General features: G+C 61.5%; 19 protein-coding genes and 1 other RNA gene. 14 read left to right on the top strand and 6 right to left on the bottom strand.

The genetic code is table 11. The features are described from left to right. The first annotated feature begins 345 nt into the window (after positions 1–345). The 6 genes from ACI3L3_RS08855 to ACI3L3_RS08830 all read left to right on the top strand — a co-directional run bounded on the left by ACI3L3_RS08855 (position 346) and on the right by ACI3L3_RS08830 (position 8,000). On the top strand, positions 346–1,155 hold the full coding sequence (locus ACI3L3_RS08855) for a Nif3-like dinuclear metal center hexameric protein (RefSeq protein ID WP_404844750.1): 810 nt from the start codon (positions 346–348) through the stop codon (positions 1,153–1,155). A 90-nt stretch (positions 1,156–1,245) separates the two neighbouring features. Then, positions 1,246–1,977, top strand: coding sequence for a zinc ribbon domain-containing protein (locus ACI3L3_RS08850; RefSeq protein ID WP_404844749.1), 732 nt, complete (start codon positions 1,246–1,248; stop codon positions 1,975–1,977). 39 nt (positions 1,978–2,016) lie between these two features. Next, an RNA gene (gene rnpB, locus ACI3L3_RS08845) (RNase P RNA component class A) lies at positions 2,017–2,378 on the top strand. Positions 2,379–2,461: 83 nt separating this feature from the next. Further along, positions 2,462–3,661, top strand: a complete 1,200-nt coding sequence (ispD, locus tag ACI3L3_RS08840; protein ID WP_404844748.1) for a 2-C-methyl-D-erythritol 4-phosphate cytidylyltransferase — start codon at positions 2,462–2,464, stop codon at positions 3,659–3,661. A gap of 123 nt (positions 3,662–3,784) precedes the next feature. Further along, positions 3,785–5,242: a cysteine--tRNA ligase gene (cysS, locus tag ACI3L3_RS08835; protein ID WP_404844747.1), complete on the top strand. Its 1,458-nt coding sequence runs from the start codon at positions 3,785–3,787 to the stop codon at positions 5,240–5,242. A 223-nt stretch (positions 5,243–5,465) separates the two neighbouring features. Next, entirely contained in the window at positions 5,466–8,000 is a 2,535-nt protein-coding gene (locus tag ACI3L3_RS08830) for a transporter substrate-binding domain-containing protein (RefSeq protein WP_404844746.1), read from the top strand. 96 nt (positions 8,001–8,096) lie between these two features. On the opposite strand, the gene radA is transcribed toward ACI3L3_RS08830, so the two are convergent. The 6 genes from radA to ACI3L3_RS08800 all read right to left on the bottom strand — a co-directional run bounded on the left by radA (position 8,097) and on the right by ACI3L3_RS08800 (position 14,544). Further along, positions 8,097–9,458, bottom strand: a complete 1,362-nt coding sequence (gene radA / locus ACI3L3_RS08825) for a DNA repair protein RadA (protein ID WP_404844745.1) — start codon at positions 9,456–9,458, stop codon at positions 8,097–8,099. A gap of 55 nt (positions 9,459–9,513) precedes the next feature. After that, a complete protein-coding gene (locus tag ACI3L3_RS08820) occupies positions 9,514–10,335 on the bottom strand; it encodes a DUF3426 domain-containing protein (protein ID WP_404844744.1) in 822 nt (273 codons plus the stop codon). A 72-nt stretch (positions 10,336–10,407) separates the two neighbouring features. After that, entirely contained in the window at positions 10,408–10,914 is a 507-nt protein-coding gene (gene hpt / locus ACI3L3_RS08815; protein WP_404845213.1) for a hypoxanthine phosphoribosyltransferase, read from the bottom strand. Between the two features lie 77 nt (positions 10,915–10,991). Beyond that, the gene (locus tag ACI3L3_RS08810; RefSeq protein WP_404844743.1) at positions 10,992–11,456 is read right to left on the bottom strand and encodes an N-acetyltransferase; all 465 of its coding nucleotides are present in this window, start codon (positions 11,454–11,456) and stop codon (positions 10,992–10,994) included. A 6-nt stretch (positions 11,457–11,462) separates the two neighbouring features. Then, complete coding sequence (locus ACI3L3_RS08805) at positions 11,463–11,963, bottom strand: TlpA family protein disulfide reductase (RefSeq protein WP_404844742.1); 501 nt, start codon at positions 11,961–11,963, stop codon at positions 11,463–11,465. 160 nt (positions 11,964–12,123) lie between these two features. After that, entirely contained in the window at positions 12,124–14,544 is a 2,421-nt protein-coding gene (locus tag ACI3L3_RS08800; RefSeq protein WP_404844741.1) for a homocysteine S-methyltransferase family protein, read from the bottom strand. A gap of 259 nt (positions 14,545–14,803) precedes the next feature. Here ACI3L3_RS08800 and ACI3L3_RS08795 point away from each other — a divergent pair, with 259 nt between their 5' ends. The 8 genes from ACI3L3_RS08795 to glpX all read left to right on the top strand — a co-directional run bounded on the left by ACI3L3_RS08795 (position 14,804) and on the right by glpX (position 23,202). Then, complete coding sequence (locus ACI3L3_RS08795) at positions 14,804–15,802, top strand: RNA polymerase factor sigma-32 (RefSeq protein ID WP_404844740.1); 999 nt, start codon at positions 14,804–14,806, stop codon at positions 15,800–15,802. After that, positions 15,795–16,553 carry a hypothetical protein gene (locus ACI3L3_RS08790; RefSeq protein WP_404844739.1) on the top strand — a complete coding sequence of 253 codons (759 nt, stop codon included), beginning with the start codon at positions 15,795–15,797 and terminating at the stop codon, positions 16,551–16,553. The genes ACI3L3_RS08795 and ACI3L3_RS08790 overlap by 8 nt, the downstream gene beginning before the upstream one ends. Positions 16,554–16,871: 318 nt before the next feature. Continuing rightward, complete coding sequence (locus ACI3L3_RS08785; protein WP_404844738.1) at positions 16,872–18,410, top strand: tetratricopeptide repeat protein; 1,539 nt, start codon at positions 16,872–16,874, stop codon at positions 18,408–18,410. Then, on the top strand, positions 18,407–19,237 hold the full coding sequence (locus ACI3L3_RS08780; protein WP_404844737.1) for a LolA family protein: 831 nt from the start codon (positions 18,407–18,409) through the stop codon (positions 19,235–19,237). The genes ACI3L3_RS08785 and ACI3L3_RS08780 overlap by 4 nt, the downstream gene beginning before the upstream one ends. An 18-nt stretch (positions 19,238–19,255) precedes the next feature. After that, positions 19,256–19,651 carry a hypothetical protein gene (locus ACI3L3_RS08775; protein WP_404844736.1) on the top strand — a complete coding sequence of 132 codons (396 nt, stop codon included), beginning with the start codon at positions 19,256–19,258 and terminating at the stop codon, positions 19,649–19,651. A gap of 52 nt (positions 19,652–19,703) precedes the next feature. Continuing rightward, complete coding sequence (gene rpiB / locus ACI3L3_RS08770) at positions 19,704–20,141, top strand: ribose 5-phosphate isomerase B (RefSeq protein WP_404844735.1); 438 nt, start codon at positions 19,704–19,706, stop codon at positions 20,139–20,141. A gap of 67 nt (positions 20,142–20,208) precedes the next feature. Beyond that, entirely contained in the window at positions 20,209–22,188 is a 1,980-nt protein-coding gene (gene tkt, locus ACI3L3_RS08765) for a transketolase (RefSeq protein WP_404844734.1), read from the top strand. A gap of 30 nt (positions 22,189–22,218) precedes the next feature. Then, entirely contained in the window at positions 22,219–23,202 is a 984-nt protein-coding gene (glpX, locus tag ACI3L3_RS08760; RefSeq protein WP_404844733.1) for a class II fructose-bisphosphatase, read from the top strand. Positions 23,203–23,242 lie beyond the last annotated feature (40 nt).

Here is a 23,242-nt window from a genome sequence, read left to right as displayed (position 1 = left end):
ACCGTCCGCTCGGCATCCTCCGCCCGCAGCACAGGCCACCGGAAACGCCACACAGCGTCCCCGGCCAGCTTGCGTGGGTGGTTTCTTTTTGCTATGAGATAGGGTGTTCCGATTGAAGAATCTTTCGCTTTTTGGGTGCGTTGACAAAAATACGTGCAACCGGACGCACCATGCCCCGGGAGACTGATGCCCAGCATCAACGCGCTGCATCCCGCACAGGCTCCGCCCCCGGCCAAGCCGCGTAGGCAGGACCAAAACGCCGCGCCCTCCCCTGGCACTATGCGATAAGCAGGTGCTTTCCTCCTGGCGAAGAGAGGGGAAGCACCTTTATTTTTGAGGGATACCATGGACATCCAGAACGTCATTGCCCGCATCGAACGCTCGGCCCCGCTTTGCGGCGCGGCCGAATGGGACAAAAGCGGCGTGCAGATTGCCGGGACAACCCGCAACATCACCAAGCTCGCCGTAACCCTCGACCCAACCCCACACGCCGTGGCCGAGGCCCTCGACTGGGGCGCGCAGTGCATCCTGACCCACCATCCCCTGTGCATGCAGCCCCGCTTTTTGGACACTCCGGGCCGTTTTTTGGACGTTGCCCGTGGGGTGCTCTCCCGCGGGGCGTGGCTCTATGCGGCGCACACTTCGCTGGATGTGCAGCCCGCAGGGCCCGCAGGATGGCTGGCTCGCGCCCTTGGCCTGACGGACCTCTCCATCATTGAGACCACCATCGCCGACGAAGCGCACCCCGCCGGTTTCGGCTTTGCCGGACGCCTGCCCCAGCCCCTTGGCTGGGACGACTTCGCCGCCACCCTTGGCGGGCTGATTGAGCGTGATTTTTTGCTGTCCATCGGCGCTGCGCCCGAGCGCGTGGAAACCGTGGCATACTGCACAGGGTCCGGCGGCTCGCTCATTGACGCAGCGGCAGCCACCGGAGCCGACGTTTTCATCACTGGCGACATCAAGTACCATCTGGCGCTTGAATCGGATATATTCACCGTGGATGTGGGGCACTTCTCCCTTGAGGAGATTATGACCCGCATCTTTGCCGAGGAGCTTGCCCCCGATATGGAAAAGGATGGCACCACCGTCCGTTTCTTTCCGGGGGCGGAGCCGTTCTCTCTGCATACGGGCCCCTGGCCCACGCGACACAAGTGATCACAGCCCTTACGCAAGGGACTGAATACATTCACGGCAGCCGGCAGCCGGCCGCCAAAGGCAACTGCCGAGGAGGATACCCCGTTGAGCATGTACCTCAAGCAAATCGAGCAGCTCATCGTTCTGCAGAAAGTCGATGACGAGATCATCACCCTGGAAAATGAACTGGAGAGCCTGCCCAAGGAACTCGCCGCGCTCGAGGACAAGTATGAAAAGTTCAATGAGCGCCTGAACCAGGTCAAGGAAAAGACCGACATCCTTCTGCACCAGCAGCGCGTTCTTGCCGACGAGATCGAAAGCAACGAAGAAAAGATCAAGAAGAGCAAGGACAAGCTGATGATGGCCGGGAACTCCCGCGAGTACCACGCCATGATGCGCGAAATGGACAACATGGAGAAGATCAACCGCACCCGCGAGGAAGAAAAAGTCGCCCTCGCCGAGGAGCTGGAACGTCAGAAAGAACTCCAGACGTCCATGGAGGAAGAAGGCGCAGAGCTGAAAAAGCAGCTGGACGAAAACAGCACCACGCTCAAAAAGCGCACCACTGCCGCCAAAAAGCGCCTGAACAAGCTGCAGAAGGACCGCGCCGCCGCGTGCGAAGTCGTCCCGCCGCGCGTGCTTGGCCGCTATGAGTTCATCCGCGCCCGCATCAGCCATCCGGTCATCGTCCCCGTGGACGAGGCTGTCTGCAGCGGCTGCCACATCCTCATCCCCCCGCAGGCCTTCAACGACCTGCAAAAGGGTGAACAGATCATGAGCTGCCCCAACTGCCAGCGCTTGGTCTACTGGACGAACCACTTTACCGATCCGGACGCCGCGTAGCGTCCCGCAGTCCGGCCATGGCCGGGCGTACAATATTCGGGAGTTGGACAGGTCATCGTCGCGGCCCACAAGGGCCGGGGAGGAAAGTCCGGGCTCCGCAGGGCAGAACGCTGGATAACGTCCAGGTGGGGTGACCCATGGACAGGGCCACAGAAAGCAAACCGCCAGCACACCGTGCTGGTAAGGGTGAAACGGTGGGGTAAGAGCCCACCAGCCGCCGTGGTGACACGGCGGGCTAGGTAACCCCCGTTCGGAGCAAGACCAAATAGGGAAGCGTTTGAGGTCGGCCCGACTGATGCTTCCGGGTAGGTTGCTGGAGGCCATGGGCAACCATGGCCCTAGAGGAATGATGACCGCCCCGTAAGGGGAGACAGAACCCGGCTTACCGTCCGACTCCCATCTCCGCAAGGACAGGCGGCGCGGAGGCGTTATCGCCTTCGCGCCCCTTTTGTATCCATCACCTTCCACCGCAAAGAAGACCGCTATGTCAGTCTGGGCCATACTTCTCGCCGCGGGACAAGGCTCCCGCCTCGCCGCATCGGGGCTTGCTACCAAGAAACAGTTCCTGCCCTATGAGGGCGCCCCGCTCTTTTGGAAAAGCGCCCGGACCATGGTCCGCGTGCCCCGCATCGCCGGATTCGTGTTCGTCTTCCCCGAGGGCGAAGCCGAGGACGGCGCGCGCACCGTCAAGGAGCTTGCCGCGCAGGACGACTTTTCCCTGCCTTGCCTCGTCGCCACAGGCGGCCCGCGGCGGCAGGATTCCGTCCACAACGGCCTCGCCATGCTCCCCAAGGACTGCACCCACGTCCTCGTGCACGACTCGGCGCGCCCCTTTGCCAGTGCTCCGCTCATTGCCTCACTGCTTGCCGCCATGGACGGCGGGCACGACGCCGTCATCCCCGCCATCCCCGTTGCGGACACCATCAAGCGCGTGGCCGAGGACGGCACCATAGCCGAAACCCTGCCCCGCGCCGAACTGCGCGCCTGTCAGACCCCGCAGGCCTTTGCCGTGCCCCTACTCCAGCGCGCGCACGCCATCTGCCGCGAAAAGAGCCTCGCCGTCACCGACGACGCCTCCATGGTGGAAGCCATCGGCGAACGCGTCGCCACCGTCCCCGGCGAGGCAGGCAACATCAAGATTACCACTCCGGAGGACCTGCGCATGCTCACCACCAATGCGCCCGTCGCCTACCCCTGCGTGGGCTGGGGCTACGACGTACACAAATACGGCCCGAGCCGCCCGCTGAAAATTGGCGGCATCCCCATCGACGGCGACCTGCAGGTGGTTGCGCATTCCGATGGCGATGTGCTGCTGCACGCCCTTGCGGACGCCCTGCTGGGCTGCCTTGGCAAAGGCGACATCGGCCAGCACTTCCCGGACAACGACCCCGCCTTTGACAACATCGAATCCGCCGTCCTCGTGACCGAGGTTCTGGACATCGCCCACCGCGAGGCCCTGACCATCACCCACGCGGACCTGACCATCATCGCGCAGACGCCCAAGCTGTCCACCTACCGCCGCCGCATCCGCGACAACGTCGCGCAGCTGCTGCGGGTGGACCCCGCCCGCGTCAACGTGAAGGCCACAACTGAAGAAGGCCTCGGCTTTACGGGCAAGAAGCACGGCATCAAGGCCGTGGCCTGCGTCACCGGCATGCGGCAGCCGCAGGGCGCGGAAAATTAGGCCCAAAGGTCTTTGACGCCCCACTTCATTTGAGGCATGATTCCACCCCGCCCGGATAGTGTATCCTGCCGGGGTTTTATCAACATTATCAATCCGTTTGAGGACAAAACTGGAGTACGGCCAATGCAGCTCTACAACACAATGACACGTCGTAAAGAGGAATTCACACCGCTCAGGGACAACGATGTCCGCATGTACGCTTGTGGCATCACCGCCTACGACTACTGTCATATTGGCCATGCTCGTTCCGCCGTTGTTTTCGACGTTCTGGTTCGTTACCTGCGCCACCTTGGCTACAATGTCACCTTCGCCCGCAACTTCACGGACGTGGATGACAAGATTATCAACCGTGCCAACGAAAACGGCGAGGATCCTTCCGCACTGGCGCAGCGCTTTATCGAGGCGTTCCATGAGGACATGGACAAGCTGAACGTGCTGCGTGCGGACCTTGAACCCCGAGCAACGGAACACATCGGCGAGATGATCGCCCTGACGGAAAAGCTCATAAACGACGGGCACGCCTACGCCACCGAATCTGGCGACGTGTACTTCCGCGTCCGCTCCTTTGACGGCTACGGCAAGCTTTCGGGCCGCGACATTGACGAAATGCGCTCCGGCTCCCGCATTCAACCCGGAGACGAAAAGGAAGACCCGCTGGACTTCGCCCTGTGGAAGGCCGCCAAGCCCGGCGAGCCGGAATGGGAAAGCCCGTGGGGCGGCGGCCGCCCCGGCTGGCACCTTGAGTGCTCCGCCATGAGCGACAAGCACCTTGCACTGCCCTTCGACATCCACGGCGGCGGGCAGGACCTCATCTTCCCCCATCACGAAAACGAAATCGCCCAGTCCGAGGCCGCCACGCAGACCGAGATGGCGCGCTTCTGGGTGCATAACGGCTTCGTTCAGGTGGACTCCGAAAAGATGTCCAAGTCTCTTGGCAACTTCTCCACCATCCGCGACATTCTCAAGAGCTACCATCCCGAGACCCTGCGCTACTTCCTGCTGACCAAGCACTACAGAAGCCCCATCGACTTCACCCCGGACAACATGCTTGAAGCGGAAAAAAACCTCCGCCGCATCTACACCACCCGCCGCGACATCCAGGCCGCTCTGGAGCGTAGCAAGTGGAGCGGCGCAGAACTGCCCGCCGAGTTGACCGAAGAACTTGAGACCCTCGAAGCCGAGTGGAACAAGTCCATGAACGACGACATGAACACCGCTGGCGCTCTGGGCCACGTGTTCGGCCTTATCCGCCTTGTTGGCCGCGTTGCGGAAAACAAAAGCTGGCGCAAGAGCGAAGGGGCCAAGGCTCTGTGGACGCGCGCCCTGTATCTGCTGGCCTCGTGGGGCACGGCGCTTGGCGTGTTCAATCAGGACCCCGAAACCTTCCTGGGTGAACTGCGCGACGTGAAAGTCCGCCGCTACGGCATCGATACCGCCAAGGTTGACGAACTGCTCGAAAAGCGCGCAAGTGCCCGCAAGGAAAAGGACTTCGCCACCTCCGACGCCGTCCGCGACGAACTGGCCGCCATGCATGTGGATGTGCACGACACTGCCGCCGGACAGCAGTGGGACGTCCTGTAGTCCTACCGCCACAATCACACTGATTCAGGCCCATCCCCTCCGGGGATGGGCCTTTTTTCTTTCTGCCACCTGTCGCCCTCTTCCATCCCGCCTCGCACGCCTCCTGCTGCGCGCCTCTTCTCCCCCCGCACTTTCATCCTGCACCGCTTGTCCCAAACGGTCTCTTTATAGTATTCTCTACGTGGAACCTATACCTGTAATCGGCTTATGCTACGGGACAATTATGGAATTTGGACTGAAGCGGATACCGCGCGGACGCCTGCGCCATAAGCCAGCACCCTCTCTGCTGGCTCTCAAGGCTCTACTGACCGCGTGTGTACTCGCCCTCTTCCTCCTTGCGCCGCCCGCTGGACTTTGTGCCCCGCAAGGCGACAACGAGACCATCATTGCCGCCGTACCCGAGCATTTTCCACCGCATTACATGACGGACGAAACCGGCAGGGCCACCGGCTTCGCCATTGACATCATGAATCATCTTGCCAAGCGCACCGGGCTGAACATCCGCTACGATATTTACAAAAACTGGACCCTGGTTCACGACGCCCTGCGCACCGGCAAGGCCGACCTCATCCCCAATATCGGCATCACGCAGCGGCGCTCCGATTTCCTCGAATTCACCGCACCCATCGAAACGTTCAAAATTTCCTTCTTTGTACGCTCCGCATCCACAGACCTTGAGACTCTTGAAGACCTTCAGGGCAAGGTCATTGGCGCAATCATGGTCAACGCGGGGTATACCATCCTTAAGGACTTCGGCAGCCACAAGATAATCCTTGTCAAAAGCCCGCAGGATCTGCTCAGCCTGCTTATCTCCGGGCAAGCGGATGCCATCATCTATCCGGAGCCGCTTATTTGGCGGCTGGCGCGCCTGCTGGACATTGAGGACCGCATACGAACCATTGGTCCCCCGCAAAAGGAAATAAAACGTGGCATCGGGGTGGCCCGCGGCCGCACGGAACTTCTTACGCGGCTCGACAGCGCCATACACGATTTCGTCAAGAGCAAGGACTATAACGCCATCTACACCAAGTGGTACGGCAAGCACGAGTCTGCCATTGCGTCCAAGCGCCTTGTGACCACAATGTTCAGCATAATGGTGGTCTTTGGCATTGCCATGGTGTTTTGGAAGTATTTCGGCACGCGCGAGACCAACAAGCGCCTGAAGGAAAGCATTGCCGAACGCGAAGCCGCCCAACAGGCGCTGGCCGAACGCGAGCGGCAATACCGGCTGGTGGTAGAAAACCTGCACGAAGGCATCTGGCTGGTGGATCCGGACCGGCACACCCTTTACGCCAACCCGCGCATGTTTGAACTGCTGGGTGTCAAGCAGAGCCAGCTGCTGCAAAGCACTGCGGACGACTACCTCCCCGAGGAGCACCGCGCCGACTTTTTGGGTAATCTTCTCACCATCAAGAATACGCTCCCCCTCTCCACGGAAACACAGCTCGTGCGGCAGGATGGCGAGGTGCTGGACGTTATGATGTCCCTTGCCCCTGTCAGCGACGAGCACGGCACCTATACGGCCACGCTCCTCAGCATTATGGACATCACGGAATCCACCCGCCTGCGCGCGGAGCTGGAGGAGGCCAACAAGCAGGCGCAACTGGCCAGCCGGGTCAAATCCGAATTCGTAGGCGTCATGAGTCACGAAATCCGCATGCCTCTCAACGGTCTGCTCAGCATGTTGCAGATGCTGGAGCGTACGCGGCTTTCCGCAGAGCAAATCGAGCCGACGACCCTTGCCCGCCGGGCGGGGAGCGGCCTGCTCACCGTGCTCAATGATATTTTTGACATTTCCATGATGCAGTCGCCCATCACTGGAATATTGCACGACAGATTCACCCTGCCCGACATCATCACCACGGTGGTGGATTCCTTCGTTTCCGAGGCCAAGGTCAAGGGCATCGAAATCCGCACCACCATCGCGGACACAGCCACAGGCTCCGTCATTGGGGACGCGCGACGCATCCGGCAAATCCTCTTCAACCTTCTTGGCAATGCCATCAAGTTCACGGAGCATGGAACCGTGGACATGGAGGTGTCACCTCTGCCCTACCGCCCGGACGGCAAACATCAGGTGATTCTCTTCGTCATTACGGATACAGGCATCGGCTTCTCCGACGACCGGGTCGACACCTGCTTTGAGCCTCGCCCCGCCACTCTCCCCTTTACGCCAGCCGGGCAAAGCCCTCCTGAAATGGGCTTCGGCATCATACGGCAAATGGTGGAGAGCCTCGGCGGCACGCTCGCCGTGGATTCCGAGGAAACCGTTGGCACAGCCATTTACTTCACCATTCAGGTCGAGCTACCCGACTCGGCAGCGCCCCAAGGCCCACCAGATTCCTCCGCGGCCCGCAAGGCGTCATCACGCATGACACAGCAACAAGTGCTCATTGTCGGGGACGACCAAGTCAACCACTTCGCCCTTGAACGGCCCCTTGGGCACATGGGATACTCGCCCATCCGGGTCAGCAATCATGCCGAAGCCCTCCAAGCGCTTCGCGCGCACAGCTTCGCCTTTATCCTGCTTGTGGCAGGCCCAAGCGCGTCGGAGTCCCTTGAGGCCCTGCGGGCGCTTCAGGAGGTCACGCCCTCGCCGCCCCCCATCATCGGCATCCTTCAGCGCGACGCCAGCGCGCAACACAGCATCCTTATGGACAATGGCATAGCCGGCACCATCACCTATCCCATGCAGCCAGAGGCCCTGCAGGATATGATCAATTCCCTGCATGCCCGCGCCCGCAACGGCGGCACCTAGCGTCCCCTGTCCGCACACACAAAAAGGGACCCCACCACTCGGTGAGGCCCCTTTCGCAATGCGTTTTTGAGGCGGAGGCGCGTACCCCTCGCAGGGCTATTCGCCCTTGCCGAACAGACGCGTCTGCAACATGTTGATAGTCTTCGCCCCTTTGCCGCCGGACTCCGGCGCAACAATAGGCCCATAGCCAAGGCGCTGGGCCTGCTTCATGCGGATGTCGTGACTCGCCACCGGGCGGACCTGTCCGTTAAGGTCAATCTCGCCCCACATCACAGCGGCTTCGGGAAGCGGCCGGTCATAAAAGGACGACAGCACCGCCGCCACAATCCCGGCGTCCAGCCCCGGGTCCGTCATCTTCATGCCGCCACCGATTTTGGTGTAGATGTCCACACCGGAAAGATTCAGCCGCAGACGCTTTTCCAGCACCGCCAAAATCAAGTGCAAGCGGTTGGCGTCAAATCCCAGCGCCGTACGGCGGGGAATGGACAGGAACGACTTGCTCACAAGCGCCTGCACCTCAACGGCAAAGGGCCGCTGCCCGTCAACGGCCATCACAAGGGCGGTTCCGGACAGGCCGGGGTCACGGTCCTGTAAAAAGAACGTGGACGGGTCGTGTACCACTTGCATGCCGCTGCCGCGCATCTCAAAGACCACCAGCTCGTGACTGGGACCAAAGCGGTTCTTCATCACGCGCAGGATGCGGAACAGATGCCGCTTGTCGCCCTCCAGCGAGAGGACCGTATCCACCATGTGCTCAAGGAGCTTTGGCCCGGCAATCTGCCCGTCCTTAGTCACGTGGCCCACCAGCACCAGTGTAATGCCCGTGGACTTGGCCCGCTCGATAAGCGACGTGGACACGGCGCGGACCTGACTGACGCTTCCGGGCAGGCCGTCCACCTCGTCCGAGGCCAGCGTCTGCACAGAGTCCACAATCATCAGCTCCGGACGGCCAGCCCCCTCCATGGCGGCCAGCACATCCTCCAGACGCGTGGTGGACATGGCGAGCAGATTGGGGGACAGCAGTCCCAAACGCTGGGCGCGCCCCTGCACCTGACCAAGGGATTCCTCGGCGGACACATACAACGCGCGCCGCCCACTGCTGCCAACGCTGCCCGTGAGCTGCAAAAGCAGCGTGGACTTGCCAATGCCGGGGTTACCCGCCATAAGCACCACGCCGCCGGGCATAAGCCCCTTGCCCAAAATCTGGTCCAGCGCGTCCAGCCCGCTGGTGTACGGCTCGGCATTCTCCTCGGTGAATTCCGTCAGCGCCACCGGCGCATGCATGGACGACACACTGCCGCCCGGCACGGACGCCGCGCGTGCGCCCGTACCCGTGGCTTTCTTAGGCGCGGCCTTTTCCTCCAGACAATTCCACATGCCGCAATGCGGGCACTGTCCCTGCCAACGGGGGCTGACGCTGCCGCACTCGTTGCACACGTATATGAGCTTTTTCTTCATGATTCCCTATGGCAAAAGAAAAGGGCCGCACCCTGTGCGGCCCTCTGTAAAGCTTCTAAAGGTCTTCGACGTCCCGGACCGCGGCCACCTTGACCACAAACTCCGACACATTCTCCGATGGTGAGAAGAAGACAAACATGAACGGCACATCCTGTCCGGGTTGCAGGTTCACGTTGTTGGAACCTATGCCGGCCTCGTCGGTCAGCGCGGTGGCAATCTCCTCCTGCCCCAGCACCTGAAGCTGAAAGAGCGAGAGCGTGTTCCCGCAGAATTGGCGGGACGAATCCAGCACGGCGTTGTTCGCATCAAACAGGCTGGCCTCCACCTCGATAAGCTCCTTAGGAGCGGCCGAGGCGTTGAGGGCGCGGCCTTCGATGACGAAAATCTTCCCGGCCTTTTCGTTATCCACGTAATACTGGCGGATGCTCTCCAGCGATATCTGCTTCACCATCTCCTGCATTTTTGCAGGGTCCGGCATGCCGTCGGCGGTGGTGTTGTCCGATGAGGAGCCAACAATGCCCCCAAGGAGCTGAGGCGCAAAGTAATAGGCTACCCCTGCGCCGCCGCCCAAAAGGACAACCACGGCAATAAGGGCAATGAGCAGCGTTTTGCTTTTGCCCTTCTTCTCCCCGGAAGGTGAGCTATCCAGATTGAAGTCGTAACTTCCCCCTGCATCGCCCTCCTGTCCCTGAGAAGAGGAGACCTCAGCGCCTGCGTCGTCTGCGGACGGCTGGTCCGCATCGTCTCCCGCACCGTCGGTACCGGAGGGCAATGCGAAGACATGTTCGCATACTGTGCAGCGCAGCTTCTGCCCGGGCTGGGCAACGCTGTCATCAAAGTTGTATGTCGTGTGACAACTGGGACATTCAACGACCATACGCGAATCACTCTCCTTCAGCCTCCGCACCCGGAGCCAAATCCATGTGCTACCGCCGCGTCCGGCGGTGGATTATTCGACGAGCTCGTAAATTCCGTCAAGCTCCCTGTATCGTTCGGCAAAATCCATTCCATAGCCGACGATGTACCCTTTATCAAGATGGAACCCGGGAAAGTCAACCTTTACGTCCACTTCGCGACGCTCGTACTTGTCCACCAGCGCGGCGATGGCAAGGCTTCTGGGCTTGCGTTCCTCAAGGGTGCGCATCAAAAAGTCCATGGACTGGCCGGTGTCCACAATGTCTTCCACGATGAGGACGTTGCGGTCTTTGATGGAGATTTCCATGTCCTTGGTGAACACCAGCTCGCCGCTTTCCGTGCCGCGGCCATAGCTGGCCAAACGCACAAACTCCAACTCCAGGTCGAGGTCGATGTGGCGCACGAGGTCAGCAAAGAACAAAAAGCCGCCCTTGAGCACACAGACGACGACAACAGGCTCGCCCTTGTAGCGCTCCGTAATTTCGTGGCCAAGGGTGGCTACGCGTTCCTGAATCTCCTCGGGGGAGATGACTACCTTCATATTCTTGGTCTTGTCGCTCAAACCTTGCATCCTTGTTTGCGGTCCTAGCCGTGGGCGCGGGCGCGTGGCCCGGGCAGCTACATCGTGATGAGCATGGCCGTTTCGTCGCAGTCCGGGAACTTGGGACAGTTGATGCAATCGGTCCACACCTTTTGCGGCAACACATCCTTTTCCACTTCCTGAAAGCCCAGCCGTGCGAAAAAGCCGCTCACATACGTCAGCGTGAAGACCTTGTAAACCCCCAGCGTCACCGCCTCGGACAGGCAGGTCTCCACCAGACGGCGGCCCCAGCCGGTCCCCTTCATCTTTTCATGCAGGGCCAAAGAACGGATTTCCGCGTGGTCCTCCCAGAAAATAGTCAGCGCGCAGCAGCCAAAAACAGTTTCGTCCCCACGGTCCACCAGCACATAAAAATCACGCAAATGCCCATACAGCGAGCTGAGCGAGCGGGGCAACAACTGCCCCTGTCCGGCGCATTCCATCAGCAGCAGGTGAATGCTCTTCACATCCTGCATCCGCGCCTTGCGAATATATACGTCCATGTCGTCCTACTTCTGTTCAAGGAGGGAATCGACCACCTCGCCGAGTTGGTCGGCGGTGACCATCCCCTCATGATTCACCACCAGCTTGCCCGTGGTGTCGTACACCATCACACGGGGTATGCCGGAAATCCGAAAGAAACGCGGCACCGACTGCTCGGCGCGGCGCACGGGATAGGTAAAGTCCTGCTCGGCCACAAAGTCCGTATAGGCCGCCTCGTCCTCATCCACGGAAATGCCCATCAGGAGCACATCATCCGGGGAATACTGCCCCCGCAGGTGGTTGAGTTCGGGAATTTCGCGGCGGCACGGCGGGCACCATGTGGCCCAAAAGTTCACGATAACCACGCGCCCCTCGGCGCTGCCCACCGTCCGGATGATATCCATGGCGGACACGGTGTCGTCCGTGGCTCCCGGTAAATCCGCCGAAGCGCGGACCATGCGCGCGGGAAGAAGCAACACCGTCACCAGCGCCAAAAGCGCCGCATAGCGCATCATGCATCGTCGCATACTGTATCTCCTTGCCGCCGGTGCATGTGCGGCCTGAATCCGGCGACGCCCCGCAGCCCGTCCGGGCCAAGCGGAAGCGCCGCCGGTGGTCGTTTTGTCTCAAAGGGCAAAGCCGGGCCGCCCCCAGAGGCAAGCAGTCCGGCGCGGCCAACGGCTTGTCCTACGACGCAGCGCGCCGCGCGGCAAGGGTCTTGGCCACCTTCACGGCGTCCACGGCGTCGCGGGAGTAGCCGTCTGCGCCAATCTTGTCGGCGTAGTCCTGCGTCACCACCGCGCCGCCGACCATCACGCCGCAATCAAGGCCCATCTCGCGTACCAGCGAAACCGTCTCCTCCATGCGGATCATGGTGGTGGTCATCAGTGCGGAAAGGCCAATGACAGCCGCGCCCTCTTCTCGCGCCGTCTCCACGATGCGCTGGGCGGGAACGTCCTTGCCAAGGTCGATAACCTCAAAGCCATTGTTGCGCAGCATGAGGATGACAATGTTCTTGCCAATGTCATGAATGTCGCCCTCAACGGTGGCCATGATGACCTTGGGCTTTTCCTTGGCACCGGAGCAGGCCTCAAGGTGGGGACGCAAGTGCTCAAACGCCGTCTGCATCGTCTCGGCGGACTGCAAAAGCTGCGGCAGGAAGTATTCCTTACGCTCGTACTTTTCGCCCACTTCGGTGATGGCGGGGATGAGGTCCGCGTCAACAAGGTCAAAAGGGTCGCGGTCTTTCTCCAACTCTGCGTCGATGAGGGGCAGAATTTCGTCGCCAACGCCGGCAATGACGGCGTCGCCGAGGCTTTCCACCTTCTTGGCGCCGCCAAGGTGGCTATCGCGGCCGGGAAGCGGCCCGCCCGTGGGCTTCCACTCAGCAAAGTTCGCCACGTAGGAGCGCGCCTGCGGGTCGCGGTTCAGCAGCACCTCGGAGGAGGCGACGCTCTCGATAAGACGCGAGGAACCGGGGTTGGCAATAAACGCCGACAGCCCCTGCGCCATGCCCATCACGAGGAAGGAGGCGTTGAGCAGTTCACGCGCCGGCAGGCCAAAGGAAATGTTCGACAAGCCGCACACCGTGGGTAGATTCCACTCGTCACGGCAGTGACGGATAACATCAAGGCACGCCTTGGCGGACTCCGGCTTGGACGACACGGTCAGCACCAGCGCGTCCACGATGATGAGGTGGCGCGGAATGCCAAGGGAATCGGCTTCCTGCAGCAATTCCTCGATAACGGCGAGGCGCTCGCTGGCCGTAACCGGCAGCTTGCGGCCCTGAAGCGGCAGCATGATAAACGGCGCGCCGTAGTGCTTGCACAGCGGGCCAAGCTCCTGCATGCGGCCGGGTTCACCGCTGATGGAGTTCACAAGCGGAGAACCGGGGTAGGCTTCAAGCCCGGCGCGGATGGCGTCGATATTTGTAGAATCGAGGCACAGGGGCATCTGCACGCGGGAAACGAGGGACGAGACGAGGTCCGGGAGCAGCCGGTGCTCCTCGACCATAGGCGCGCCAACATTCACGTCCAGAATATGCGCGCCGCTCTCCACCTGCTCCTTGGCAAGGCGAAAGGCCTCGGTATACTGCCCGGCCTGCAACTCGGCAGTGAGCTGCTTCTTGCCCGTGGGGTTGATGCGCTCGCCGATGATTTTGCTGCGGCGGGACGGGTGCAGGGCCACGGACTGCGAGCGCGAGGTGACGACAAGGCTCCGGGCCTCCGTCGCCTCGGGCATGGTCCACGTGGCGTTTTCGAATTCCTTGCAGGCACAGCGGATGTGCTCCGGCGTGGTGCCGCAGCAGCCGCCGATGGACTTGGCGCCCATCTCCACAAAGGGACGAATCTGCCGCGCGAAGTCCTCCGGGCCAAGGCGGAACACCGTCTGGTCGCCCTCAAGCTCGGGCAGTCCGGCGTTCGGCTCGGCAAAGAACGGCGTGCGCAGGCGCGGCATCATGGCCTTGAAGACCTCCAGCATGCCCTCGGGACCAGCAGAGCAGTTGGTGCCGATAAGGTCCACACCAAGGTTCTGCATGGTGTCCACATAGGTCAGCGGACGCGTGCCGGTAAGGCTGACGCCGTCCTCGAAGGTCATGGACGTGGCAACGGGCAAATTGCCCACCTCACGCGCGGCAATGACGGCGGCGCGGCACTCGGCAAGGTCAAACTGCGTCTCCACAATGACAAGGTCGGCTCCACCCTCGGCAAGGCCACGAATCTGCTTGGCGAAGGCCTCCACAAGCTCGCGGAAGGTCAGGTCGCCAAGCGGCTTGCAGAACTGGCCCGTGGGGCCTACGCTCCCTGCAACGAAGGCTCGGTCACCAGCGGCCTTTCGGGCCACGGCGGCCATCTCGCGGTTGAAGGAGAAGGCATCAAGACCGGAATCAAGTTTGAAATCCGTTCCGCCGAAGGTGTTGGTGGTGACAACACGCGCTCCGGCGTTTATGTATTCACGATGGATGTCGGCGACGATGTCTGGATGGGCCATGCCGAACGCTTCCGGGGATTGCCCGGGTTGCAGGCCGCGGGCCTGCAAAAGCGTCCCCATGCCTCCGTCAAAGGCAAAGACGTTGCGTTCTTTGAGAAAACGGCGAAAATCTGGCAACGTTGTGCTCCGTGTTTGCTGGTTAAGCGGCCAAGACCGAATGTGCCCGCCCACCACGTATTCCGGGGCTTGCCGGGCCTGAGTTGTGTACTTAAAAACATTGAAAAGGACAAATAAAAACTCTATACTTCACAAACCCTGTGGCAGGCATTATGCCTTTTTTTTAGGCCTTTTGCCCCCTTCTGCGCCCTCGCCCAACCCCTGCCTGGTGGCACGGCCCGGAAAGACACAACAAAGCTGAAGAGTTTTATAACAAAGAATGGAAGATCACACCATTATCGACGAAAACGACATCGAGCTGGAAAGCGAAGAGACCGTGGACGGCGACGGGTTCACCCCGGATGCTGACGAGACGCCGGGCGAGCTTGTTCTCAAGCCCGCGGGCAGCTCGGACCTTATGCCGCGCGACCCGCTCAGGCTCTATCTGCGCGAGATTAGCCAGTTTCCTCTTCTGGACCCGGAAGAGGAGCAGGAGCTCGCCCGTCGCGTGCGTGATGAAGGCGACAACGAGGCGGCCTTCCGCATCGTCTCGTCGCACCTGCGCCTTGTGGTGAAGATCGCCATGGATTTCCAGCGCCGCTGGATGCAGAACGTTTTGGACCTCGTGCAGGAAGGCAACGTTGGCCTGATGCGCGCCGTGCAGAAGTTCGACCCCGACAAGGGCATCAAGTTTTCCTACTACGCGGCGTTTTGGATCAAGGCCTACATCCTCAAGTTCATCATGGACAACTGGCGGCTGGTTAAAATCGGCACCACGCAGTCCCAGCGCAAGCTCTTCTATAATCTGAACAAGGAGCGGCAGCGCCTGCAGAGCCTTGGGTTCGACCCGGACTCGGCGACACTGTCCAAGAACCTCGGCGTGTCCGAGGACGTGGTAATTGAGATGGACCAGCGGCTCTCGCGGCAGGATATGTCCCTCAACATGCCTATTGGCGAAGAGGGCGGGGCCTCCCGCATGGACTTTTTGCCCGCGCTGCAGCCCGCCATCGAAGAAGATGTCGCCCAGGATGAGATTTCTCTCATGGTCCGGGAACACATCAAGACCATCCTCCCCAAGCTGAACGACAAGGAGCAGGACATCCTGACCTCGCGCCTGTTGTCGGACTCTCCCGTCACACTCCGTGAAATTGGCGAGAAGTACGGCATCACCCGCGAACGGGTGCGCCAAATTGAGGCGCGCCTGCTCAAGAAGCTCCGGGAACACATGGCCGAACACATCGCAGACTTTTCAGACGACTGGATCCATACGAATGAATGAAACACTCCGTAGAATGAAAAATGAGGCGAAGGTGCTCGCCGCCAAGCTGGACCAGCCCGCCTTCTACAAGGAATGCGCCGCCGAGATCAGCCACTGCAACCGCAACTTCTTCGACAACCCGGTTATGCTGCGCCTGCAGGAAGACGTTATCCCCTTCCTGTACGACGACGCGAGCCACGGCGTCTACCACGCCAAAAAGGTCGCCATTGAGGCCGGAGCCATCGTCCTGTGCGAAACCCGCGGCGAAGACGTGGAGCGCAACCGCCACCTGTCCTATCTGGCACAGATGAGCGGCCTGCTGCACGACACCTGCCGCCTGGAGGACGACCACGCCGCCAAGGGCGCGGAAGTGGCGCTCATGATCCTCAACGACTACCCCATCACGGACCGTGACAAGGAAATCATCACTTTCGCCATCAGCGATCATGAGGCCTTTCGCGAGCGCCGCTCCACCGACGACCCCGAGGCCGAAATCGTGGCCAACGCCCTGTACGACGCGGACAAATTCCGCTGGGGACCAGACAACTTCTCCACCACCCTCTGGGAAATGTGCGACTACAACGAACTCTCCGTGAAGGAGATTCTGGAGCTGTTCCCCGTGGGGCTGGAAAAGATCAAGGAAATCTCCACCACGTTCCGCACGCGCACCGGGCAGGCCTTCGGGCCGGAATTCATTGAGCAGGGGCTGTCCCTCGCTCCGGCCATCTATCGACGCCTCAAGGAAATTGAGCAGGAGCTGCTGGGCACCTAGGCCGCAGTGTCCGCCCTTGTCAGCGGATACTGAAACACGATACCGTGCAAGACGGTCCCTGTGGTCGGCCCCCGGCCCAAGGCGGACCACGCTGCGTCATTGCCAAAGGCAAGGGGCGCAAGCATGTGGCGCCGCCTGCGGAAGCATCCTCATTCCAACCGGAGACACATGTCCGCTATGCCTCGACTGCTACACCTTCCGCTCGCCGCGATAACTGCGGCCCTGCTCTGCTCCTGCGCCGCCGGACCAACGGCGACGCCGCCAGAAGAGCCCGTCACATGGGAAATGACCCAAAAGGCGGAAGCATCCTATAGATTCATGCAGTTCGAAACAGCCCAGCGCCTCGGCCAGCACGACAAGGCCGTTGCCGCCATCGACAGGCTGCTCGAACTCTCGTCCACTCCGCGCGTCTTCCTCGAAGGCGCCAACTTCTACTGGAGCCAGAACGACGTCGGCACCGCGCGCACGCTGCTCAAACAGGGCATCGAGCTGCACCCGGAAAACCGCGACCTCGTTTTAACCCTCGCCACCACCTACTTTGCCGAAAAGCGCTTCGACGCCGCGGCGGTGACCATTGAGGACTACCTCACCCGCCACCCCGACGACTGGGGCGCGCAGAAAGAGCTGGCTGTCGTGCTTATCGAGTCCAAGCACTTTGCCCGCGCCCTTGATGTCTTAAAGCGCGTACCAGACGACTCCCGCGACGCCTCCATGCTCTACTACAGCGCCAAAGCCAGCGCAGGCCTTGGCCTGAACCGTCAGGCCATCGGCAAGCTGTACCGCGCTGTGGAGCTCAAGCCCGAATTCGTGGAAGCATGGGCCGAAATGGCCTACCTCTTCGAGGTGGAGCGTGACTACGTCGCCGCCGAGGAGACCTACAACCGCATTCTGGAGCTTGGCGAAACCAGCGGCGAAGTGTGGCTGCGCCTTATTGACCTCAACCTCAAGATGAACAACCCGGACAAGGCCCTCAGCCTGTTCAAGCAGGGACCGGAGGACACCCAGTTCGCGCTGGAAGCCGCCACCATGTTCCTTGAGGAAAAGTTCTTCGACCAGGCCCACACCGTGCTGGACCCGCTACCTCTGGACGAGTCCGAGGCTGCGTCCCGCGTGTGGTTCTACAAAGCCCTGCTCGCCTACGATGGCGACCAGAACCCCGGCAAAGCGCTGAGCTTCCTTGAGCGTATCCCGCGCGAGGACGTGCACCACGACAAGGCCATACGCTTCCGCGTACAGCTACTGGTGGACATCGGCAAAAGCGACGCCGCCCTCTCCCTTGTGGAACACGAAAAAGAGCAGAACCCGGACATCAAGGACTACTGGCTCCTTGAAGCCAGCATCCACGAGACCCTGGGCCACAACGACGAAGCCCGCAAAGTGCTTGAAGGCGCGCTGAGCCATTGGCCCAAGGATACCGGCCTGCTCTACACTCTTGGCATTGTTCAGGACAAGCAGGGGCTGCGGCAGGAAGGCATCGCCACCATGGAACGCATCATCTCCATCAATCCGGAGCATGCGGACGCCCTCAACTATGTGGGCTACGCCCTTGCCGAGGACGGCGAAGACTTTGACCGCGCCGCCATCCTCATCAACCGCGCACTGGAGCTGAAGCCCGAAAGCGGCTACATCATCGACTCGCTGGCGTGGCTGTATTACCTGCAGGGCGACTATGCCAAGGCATGGGAGCACATCGTCCGCGCCGTGGAGCGCGTTGCCGACGACCCCACCATCTGGGAGCACTACGGCGACATCGCCCGCGCGGCTGGCAAAATGACCAAGGCCCGCGAAGGCTACCGCAACAGTCTTGAACTCAATCCCGGCAATCCTGCCGTTCAGGAGAAGCTGGACGCCTTATGATTCCAACCGTCAACGGCCCGCGGCACATGCCGCGGGCCGCTCTCGTCATGCTGGCTGCCATTGTGGCCGCCATGCTCGTTTCCGGTTGCGCGAAGCCCCGCCCGGCCGCCGTGCCCGTTGTGGACGCTCCAGCCCTGTGGGCGACCTTTCAGGAGCGCTCCCTCGCGCGGCAGGCCCAGAGCATCCGCGCCGCGGCCAGCCTACAACTGGAAGGCCGCCGCACCGGACGCGTCCGCATTGAACTGTGGGGGCAGCCGGATGGCGCGCTGCGTATGGACGTCAGCGCAGGCTTTGGCTCCCTTGTGGCCAGCCTGCGGCAGGACCCCGGCACCCTTGTCGGCTACATACCCGACCAGCGCACCGCCTATATTCAACATGGAGGCGACGGGACCGCAGCCGCCCTTGGCGTTCCCGTGCCTTTTGGCCTTGCGGAGCTTTCGCAACTGCTCAGCGGCCAATACGCAAAACTTGTCGCTAAATCATACGATTCCGTTGAAATACAACCGGATGGCGGGCTTTGTTACCACGTTACGGGGGGAAAAGTGTCAAGCATAACCCTTGACGCAATGGCCCAACCTGTGGAACTGACCGGGCGGCACAAAAACAAAAACTGGACCCTTCGCCTTGAGCGGTATACAGACGAAGCGGACGCGGCACCCCGCGCCCGTCGTCTGGACTTACGCATTCAGCCCGGCGACCGGGCGGTTCTCAGGGTGAAGCACGTGGATACGTCCACTCATGTTTGGCCCCGGGGCGCGCTGGAACTTCCATTGCCCCCCGGAACGGTGATGCGTCCTCTGGACTCGCTTGCACCGCTTGAACTCTGACACTTCTCAAGGAACTGAATGATGCCCGACGTCAAGATGGACAGAACGGATATTCGGCAGAAGAGCGACAGCGTGACGGACAACCTGATCACCGGCCTCAAGGTCCTTACGGGCGAACTCAAGTGGCTCGTCCTCAAAGGCCTGCGCGCCATTGAAATCCGCCAACTGGAAAAGCGGCTCGCCAAAGAGTACGCAGCCATAGGCAAACAGGTTCACGAAACCATCATCCCCGGCGAAGACGGCCGCAAGTCCACAGGCAGCATCCCAGCCGCGGACTCCGCGATTCACCTCTCGCTCAAGCAGATCGAGTTTCTTCAGGAAGAGATTGACTACCTCCGCGACCAGTGCACCCGCGCCCGCGAGGACGACCTGAAGACCCGTGCCAAGGACCTCGGTCTGGAATCCGGCAAATAGCCGGCCGTCTGCCACGAACCATCAAAACTCACATCACGAAAAGGGTGGCATCATGTCACAGAAAGCGGTCGCCATCGGCTCTGACCATGCAGGCTTCTCCCTCAAGGAGACCTTGAAGAAGCACCTGGAAGAGCGCGGCATCACCGTCCACGACGTTGGCCCGTTCGACACCTGCAGCGTCGACTACCCCGTCTACGCCAAGCAGCTTTCCCAGTACGTTCTGGAAAACGAATGCCTCGGCGTGCTCGTTTGCGGCACCGGCATTGGCATGTCCATGACGGCCAACAAGGTTCCCGGCATCCGCGCTGCGGTCTGCGCCAACTCCTACCAGGCCCTCATGACCCGCCTGCACAACGACGCCAACGTCCTGTGCCTTGGCGAGCGCGTCACCGGTCCCGGCGCGGCGCAGCAGATTCTCGACATCTTCATCGACACCGAGTTCGAAGGCGGACGCCACCAGCGCCGCATCGACCTCATTGAAAAGAGCTAATCGCAAGATTCTCCGGCTTATCCGGATACAAACCCAAACGCCTCCCCGGCGGAAAGGAAAATAGACCATGAAGACCGAGGTGATTCCCGCTCTGGATGCCAAGGCCGTGAACGTCCTCAAGGCTTTGGTCATGGACGCCACCCGCAAAGCCAATTCCGGTCATCCCGGCGGCCCCATGTCCTCCGCGGATATGGCCTACATTCTGTTCAAGGATTTTCTCCGCTTCGACCCCACCAATCCCGACTGGTTCAACCGCGACAGGTTCATTCTGTCTGCCGGTCACGAGTCCTCCCTGCTGTACGGACTGCTGCACTTCTGTGACTACCTCGACATCGAGGACCTGAAGGCCTTCCGTCAGTTTGGCAGCAAAACCCCCGGCCACCCCGAGATTGAAATTCCCGGCGTGGAAGTGACCACCGGTCCGCTGGGCCAGGGTTTTGCCATGGGTGTTGGTGAAGCTGTCGCCGAAGCCATGCTCCGCGCCAAAACCGGCAAGGACGCCGTGGACCACCACACCTACGTGCTGGCCTCCGACGGCGACCTGCAGGAGCCTGTCGCCCTTGGCGCGGCCTCTCTGGCCGGCCTGTGGGGTCTTGGCAAGCTGGTCGTGCTGTACGACAAGAACGACGTCCAGCTGGCCGGTCCCACCGACCGCTGCGATTGCATCGACTACAAGGCCGTGTTTGAAGGCATGTGCTGGAACGTCATCGACATTGACGGCCACGACCACACCGCCATCCGCAAGGCCATCAGCGACGCGCAGCTCAGCTCGCGCCCCACGCTCATCATCGGCCACACCGTCATGGCCAAGGGCACTGCCACCCGCGAAGGCGACCACGAAACCCACGGCGCGCCGCTGCCTCCCGAGGAAATCGCCGCCACCAAGGAAAAGTGGGGCCTCGATCCCAAGGCCGACTTCCAGGTGCCCGAAGAGGTGCTCACCCACTTCCAGTCCAACTTCGGCTTCTACGAGGCCGAGGCCAAGAAGTGGAGCCGCAAGATTGTCGAACGCCGCGAAAACGACGCCGACTTCGACGCCCTGTGGGCCAGCGTGACCGCCGAACGCACCGACCTGAAGCTGAACCTGCCCGAGTTCGAGGACGGCTCCTCCGTTGCCACCCGTAAGGCTTGGGGCGCATGCCTGAATGAAATCATGCACCAGTTGCCCCTGCTGGCTGGCGGCTCCGCCGACCTCGATCCCTCCAACCAGACTGCCAAGTTCCGCGACACCGTGGGCGTGTTCTGCGCCGACGACCACAGCAAGCGGAACCTTTCTTTCGGCGTACGCGAATTCCCCATGGGCGCCATCCTCAATGGTATGGCTGCACACGGCGGCGTGATTCCCTTTGGCGCCACGTTCCTCGTCTTCTCCGACTACGAACGCAACGCCCTGCGCATGTCCGCCCTGCAGAAGCTGCCCGTCCTGCATGTCTTCACGCACGACTCTTTCTACGTTGGCGAAGATGGCCCGACCCACCAGCCGGTGGAGCACGCCAGCTCCCTGCGCCTGATTCCGGACCTGTTGGTCTTCAGGCCCGCCGACGCGTACGAAACCCGTGCCAGCCTTGAAATCGCCCTCACGCAGACCGATCGCCCCAGCACCCTGCTGCTGACCCGTCAGGGTCTGCCCGTGCTGGCTCCGGCCTCCTACCCCTCCGTGGTGGACGGCCCGGCCAAGGGCGGCTACATCCTTGAGGACTGCGAAGGCGAACCCGACGTGACCATCATGGCCTCCGGCTCCGAAGTCTCCCTCGCCATGGAGACCGCCAAGCAACTGGCCGGCCGCAAGGTCCGCATCGTCAGCATCCCCTGCCACGAGCTGTTCGACGAGCAGCCCGAAGAGTACAGAAACGCCGTTCTCGGCGGCGGCCTGCGCGTGGCTGTGGAGGCTGGTTCCACCGCGCTGTGGTACAAGTATGCAGGCATTGACGGCATCGTGTACGGCATGGACCACTTCGGCGCTTCCGCCCCCGCGGGTGAACTCGCCAAGGAATATGGCTTTACTCCCGAGAACCTGTCCCGCATTATCACCGAAAAGCTCGGCTAACCGAATACGGCGCTAGAAAGGAGAGTCACAGTGGAAGCCCCTGAACGCAATCTCGCAATGGATCTGGTCCGCATCACGGAAGCGGCGGCCCTTGCCTCGGGTCGTTGGCTCGGCAAAGGCAACAAAGAGGCCGGGGACCAGGCTGCTGTGGATGCTATGCGCCTGTCCTTTAACGCCCTGCCCATCAACGGCACCGTCATCATCGGCGAAGGCGAAAAGGACGAAGCCCCCATGCTCTATAATGGTGAGCAGGTGGGCGCCGGCGGCGGCATCGGCGTTGACGTCGCTGTGGACCCCGTGGAAGGAACGAACCTGCTGGCCTTTGGCCGCCCCAACGCCATCTCTGTCGTTGGTGTGGCGCCGGAAGGCACCATGTTCAATCCCGGTCCCAGCTACTACATGCAGAAGCTGGTCGTCCCCGCACCGGCCAAGGACGTCGTTCACCTCGACGCCCCGGTCAAAGACAACCTGACCAAGATTGCCAAGGCGCTGGGCAAGGACGTGGACGACCTCGTCGTCTTCGTACTGGACAAGCCCCGCCACAAGCAGCTTATTCAGGAAATCCGCGCCGCAGGCGCACGCATCCAGCTGCACACCGACGGTGACGTGGCTGGCTCCCTCATGGCCATCAACCCCAGCTCTGAGGTTGACTGCATGATGGGCACCGGCGGCACCCCCGAGGGCGTACTGTCCGCCTGCGCCATCCGCGCCATGGGCGGCGAAATGCTTGCCCGTCTGGACCCGCGCTCCAAAAAGGAAGAGCAGGCCCTGATGGACTCCGGCATCGACGTCCGCGAAATCTTCACCGTGCGTACGCTGGTGAAGACCGACGACACCTTCTTTGCCGCAACGGGCATCTCCGGCGGCACCTTCCTGAAGGGCGTCACCTACTCCGGCAGCGGCGCGACGACCCATTCGCTGGTCATGCGCGGCAAGACCGGAACCATCCGCCACATTGAAGCCTCCCACAGCTGGAACAAGCTGATGCGCTTCTCCTCGGTGAAGTACGACTAGTCCGTCGTCCCCACCAGCCCATGCGGCGCTGATGACAAAT

The organism is Desulfobaculum sp. SPO524 (genome assembly GCF_044987625.1).
Lineage (GTDB): Bacteria > Desulfobacterota > Desulfovibrionia > Desulfovibrionales > Desulfovibrionaceae > Desulfobaculum.
The sequence above is the reverse complement of the archived record's forward strand: the minus strand, read 5'-3'. Positions and strand labels throughout refer to the sequence as shown.

Excerpts from the sequence above, each read along its gene's own strand:
- ACI3L3_RS08855 (WP_404844750.1), top strand. The coding sequence starts at position 346 with ATGGACATCCAGAACGTCATTGCCCGCATCGAACGCTCGGCCCCGCTT.
- ACI3L3_RS08850 (WP_404844749.1), top strand. The coding sequence starts at position 1,246 with ATGTACCTCAAGCAAATCGAGCAGCTCATCGTTCTGCAGAAAGTCGAT.
- ispD (WP_404844748.1), top strand. The coding sequence starts at position 2,462 with ATGTCAGTCTGGGCCATACTTCTCGCCGCGGGACAAGGCTCCCGCCTC.
- cysS (WP_404844747.1), top strand. The coding sequence starts at position 3,785 with ATGCAGCTCTACAACACAATGACACGTCGTAAAGAGGAATTCACACCG.
- ACI3L3_RS08830 (WP_404844746.1), top strand. The coding sequence starts at position 5,466 with ATGGAATTTGGACTGAAGCGGATACCGCGCGGACGCCTGCGCCATAAG.
- radA (WP_404844745.1), bottom strand. The coding sequence starts at position 9,458 with ATGAAGAAAAAGCTCATATACGTGTGCAACGAGTGCGGCAGCGTCAGC.
- ACI3L3_RS08820 (WP_404844744.1), bottom strand. The coding sequence starts at position 10,335 with ATGGTCGTTGAATGTCCCAGTTGTCACACGACATACAACTTTGATGAC.
- hpt (WP_404845213.1), bottom strand. The coding sequence starts at position 10,914 with ATGAAGGTAGTCATCTCCCCCGAGGAGATTCAGGAACGCGTAGCCACC.
- ACI3L3_RS08810 (WP_404844743.1), bottom strand. The coding sequence starts at position 11,456 with ATGGACGTATATATTCGCAAGGCGCGGATGCAGGATGTGAAGAGCATT.
- ACI3L3_RS08805 (WP_404844742.1), bottom strand. The coding sequence starts at position 11,963 with ATGCGACGATGCATGATGCGCTATGCGGCGCTTTTGGCGCTGGTGACG.
- ACI3L3_RS08795 (WP_404844740.1), top strand. The coding sequence starts at position 14,804 with ATGGAAGATCACACCATTATCGACGAAAACGACATCGAGCTGGAAAGC.
- ACI3L3_RS08790 (WP_404844739.1), top strand. The coding sequence starts at position 15,795 with ATGAATGAAACACTCCGTAGAATGAAAAATGAGGCGAAGGTGCTCGCC.
- ACI3L3_RS08785 (WP_404844738.1), top strand. The coding sequence starts at position 16,872 with ATGCAGTTCGAAACAGCCCAGCGCCTCGGCCAGCACGACAAGGCCGTT.
- ACI3L3_RS08780 (WP_404844737.1), top strand. The coding sequence starts at position 18,407 with ATGATTCCAACCGTCAACGGCCCGCGGCACATGCCGCGGGCCGCTCTC.
- ACI3L3_RS08775 (WP_404844736.1), top strand. The coding sequence starts at position 19,256 with ATGATGCCCGACGTCAAGATGGACAGAACGGATATTCGGCAGAAGAGC.
- rpiB (WP_404844735.1), top strand. The coding sequence starts at position 19,704 with ATGTCACAGAAAGCGGTCGCCATCGGCTCTGACCATGCAGGCTTCTCC.
- tkt (WP_404844734.1), top strand. The coding sequence starts at position 20,209 with ATGAAGACCGAGGTGATTCCCGCTCTGGATGCCAAGGCCGTGAACGTC.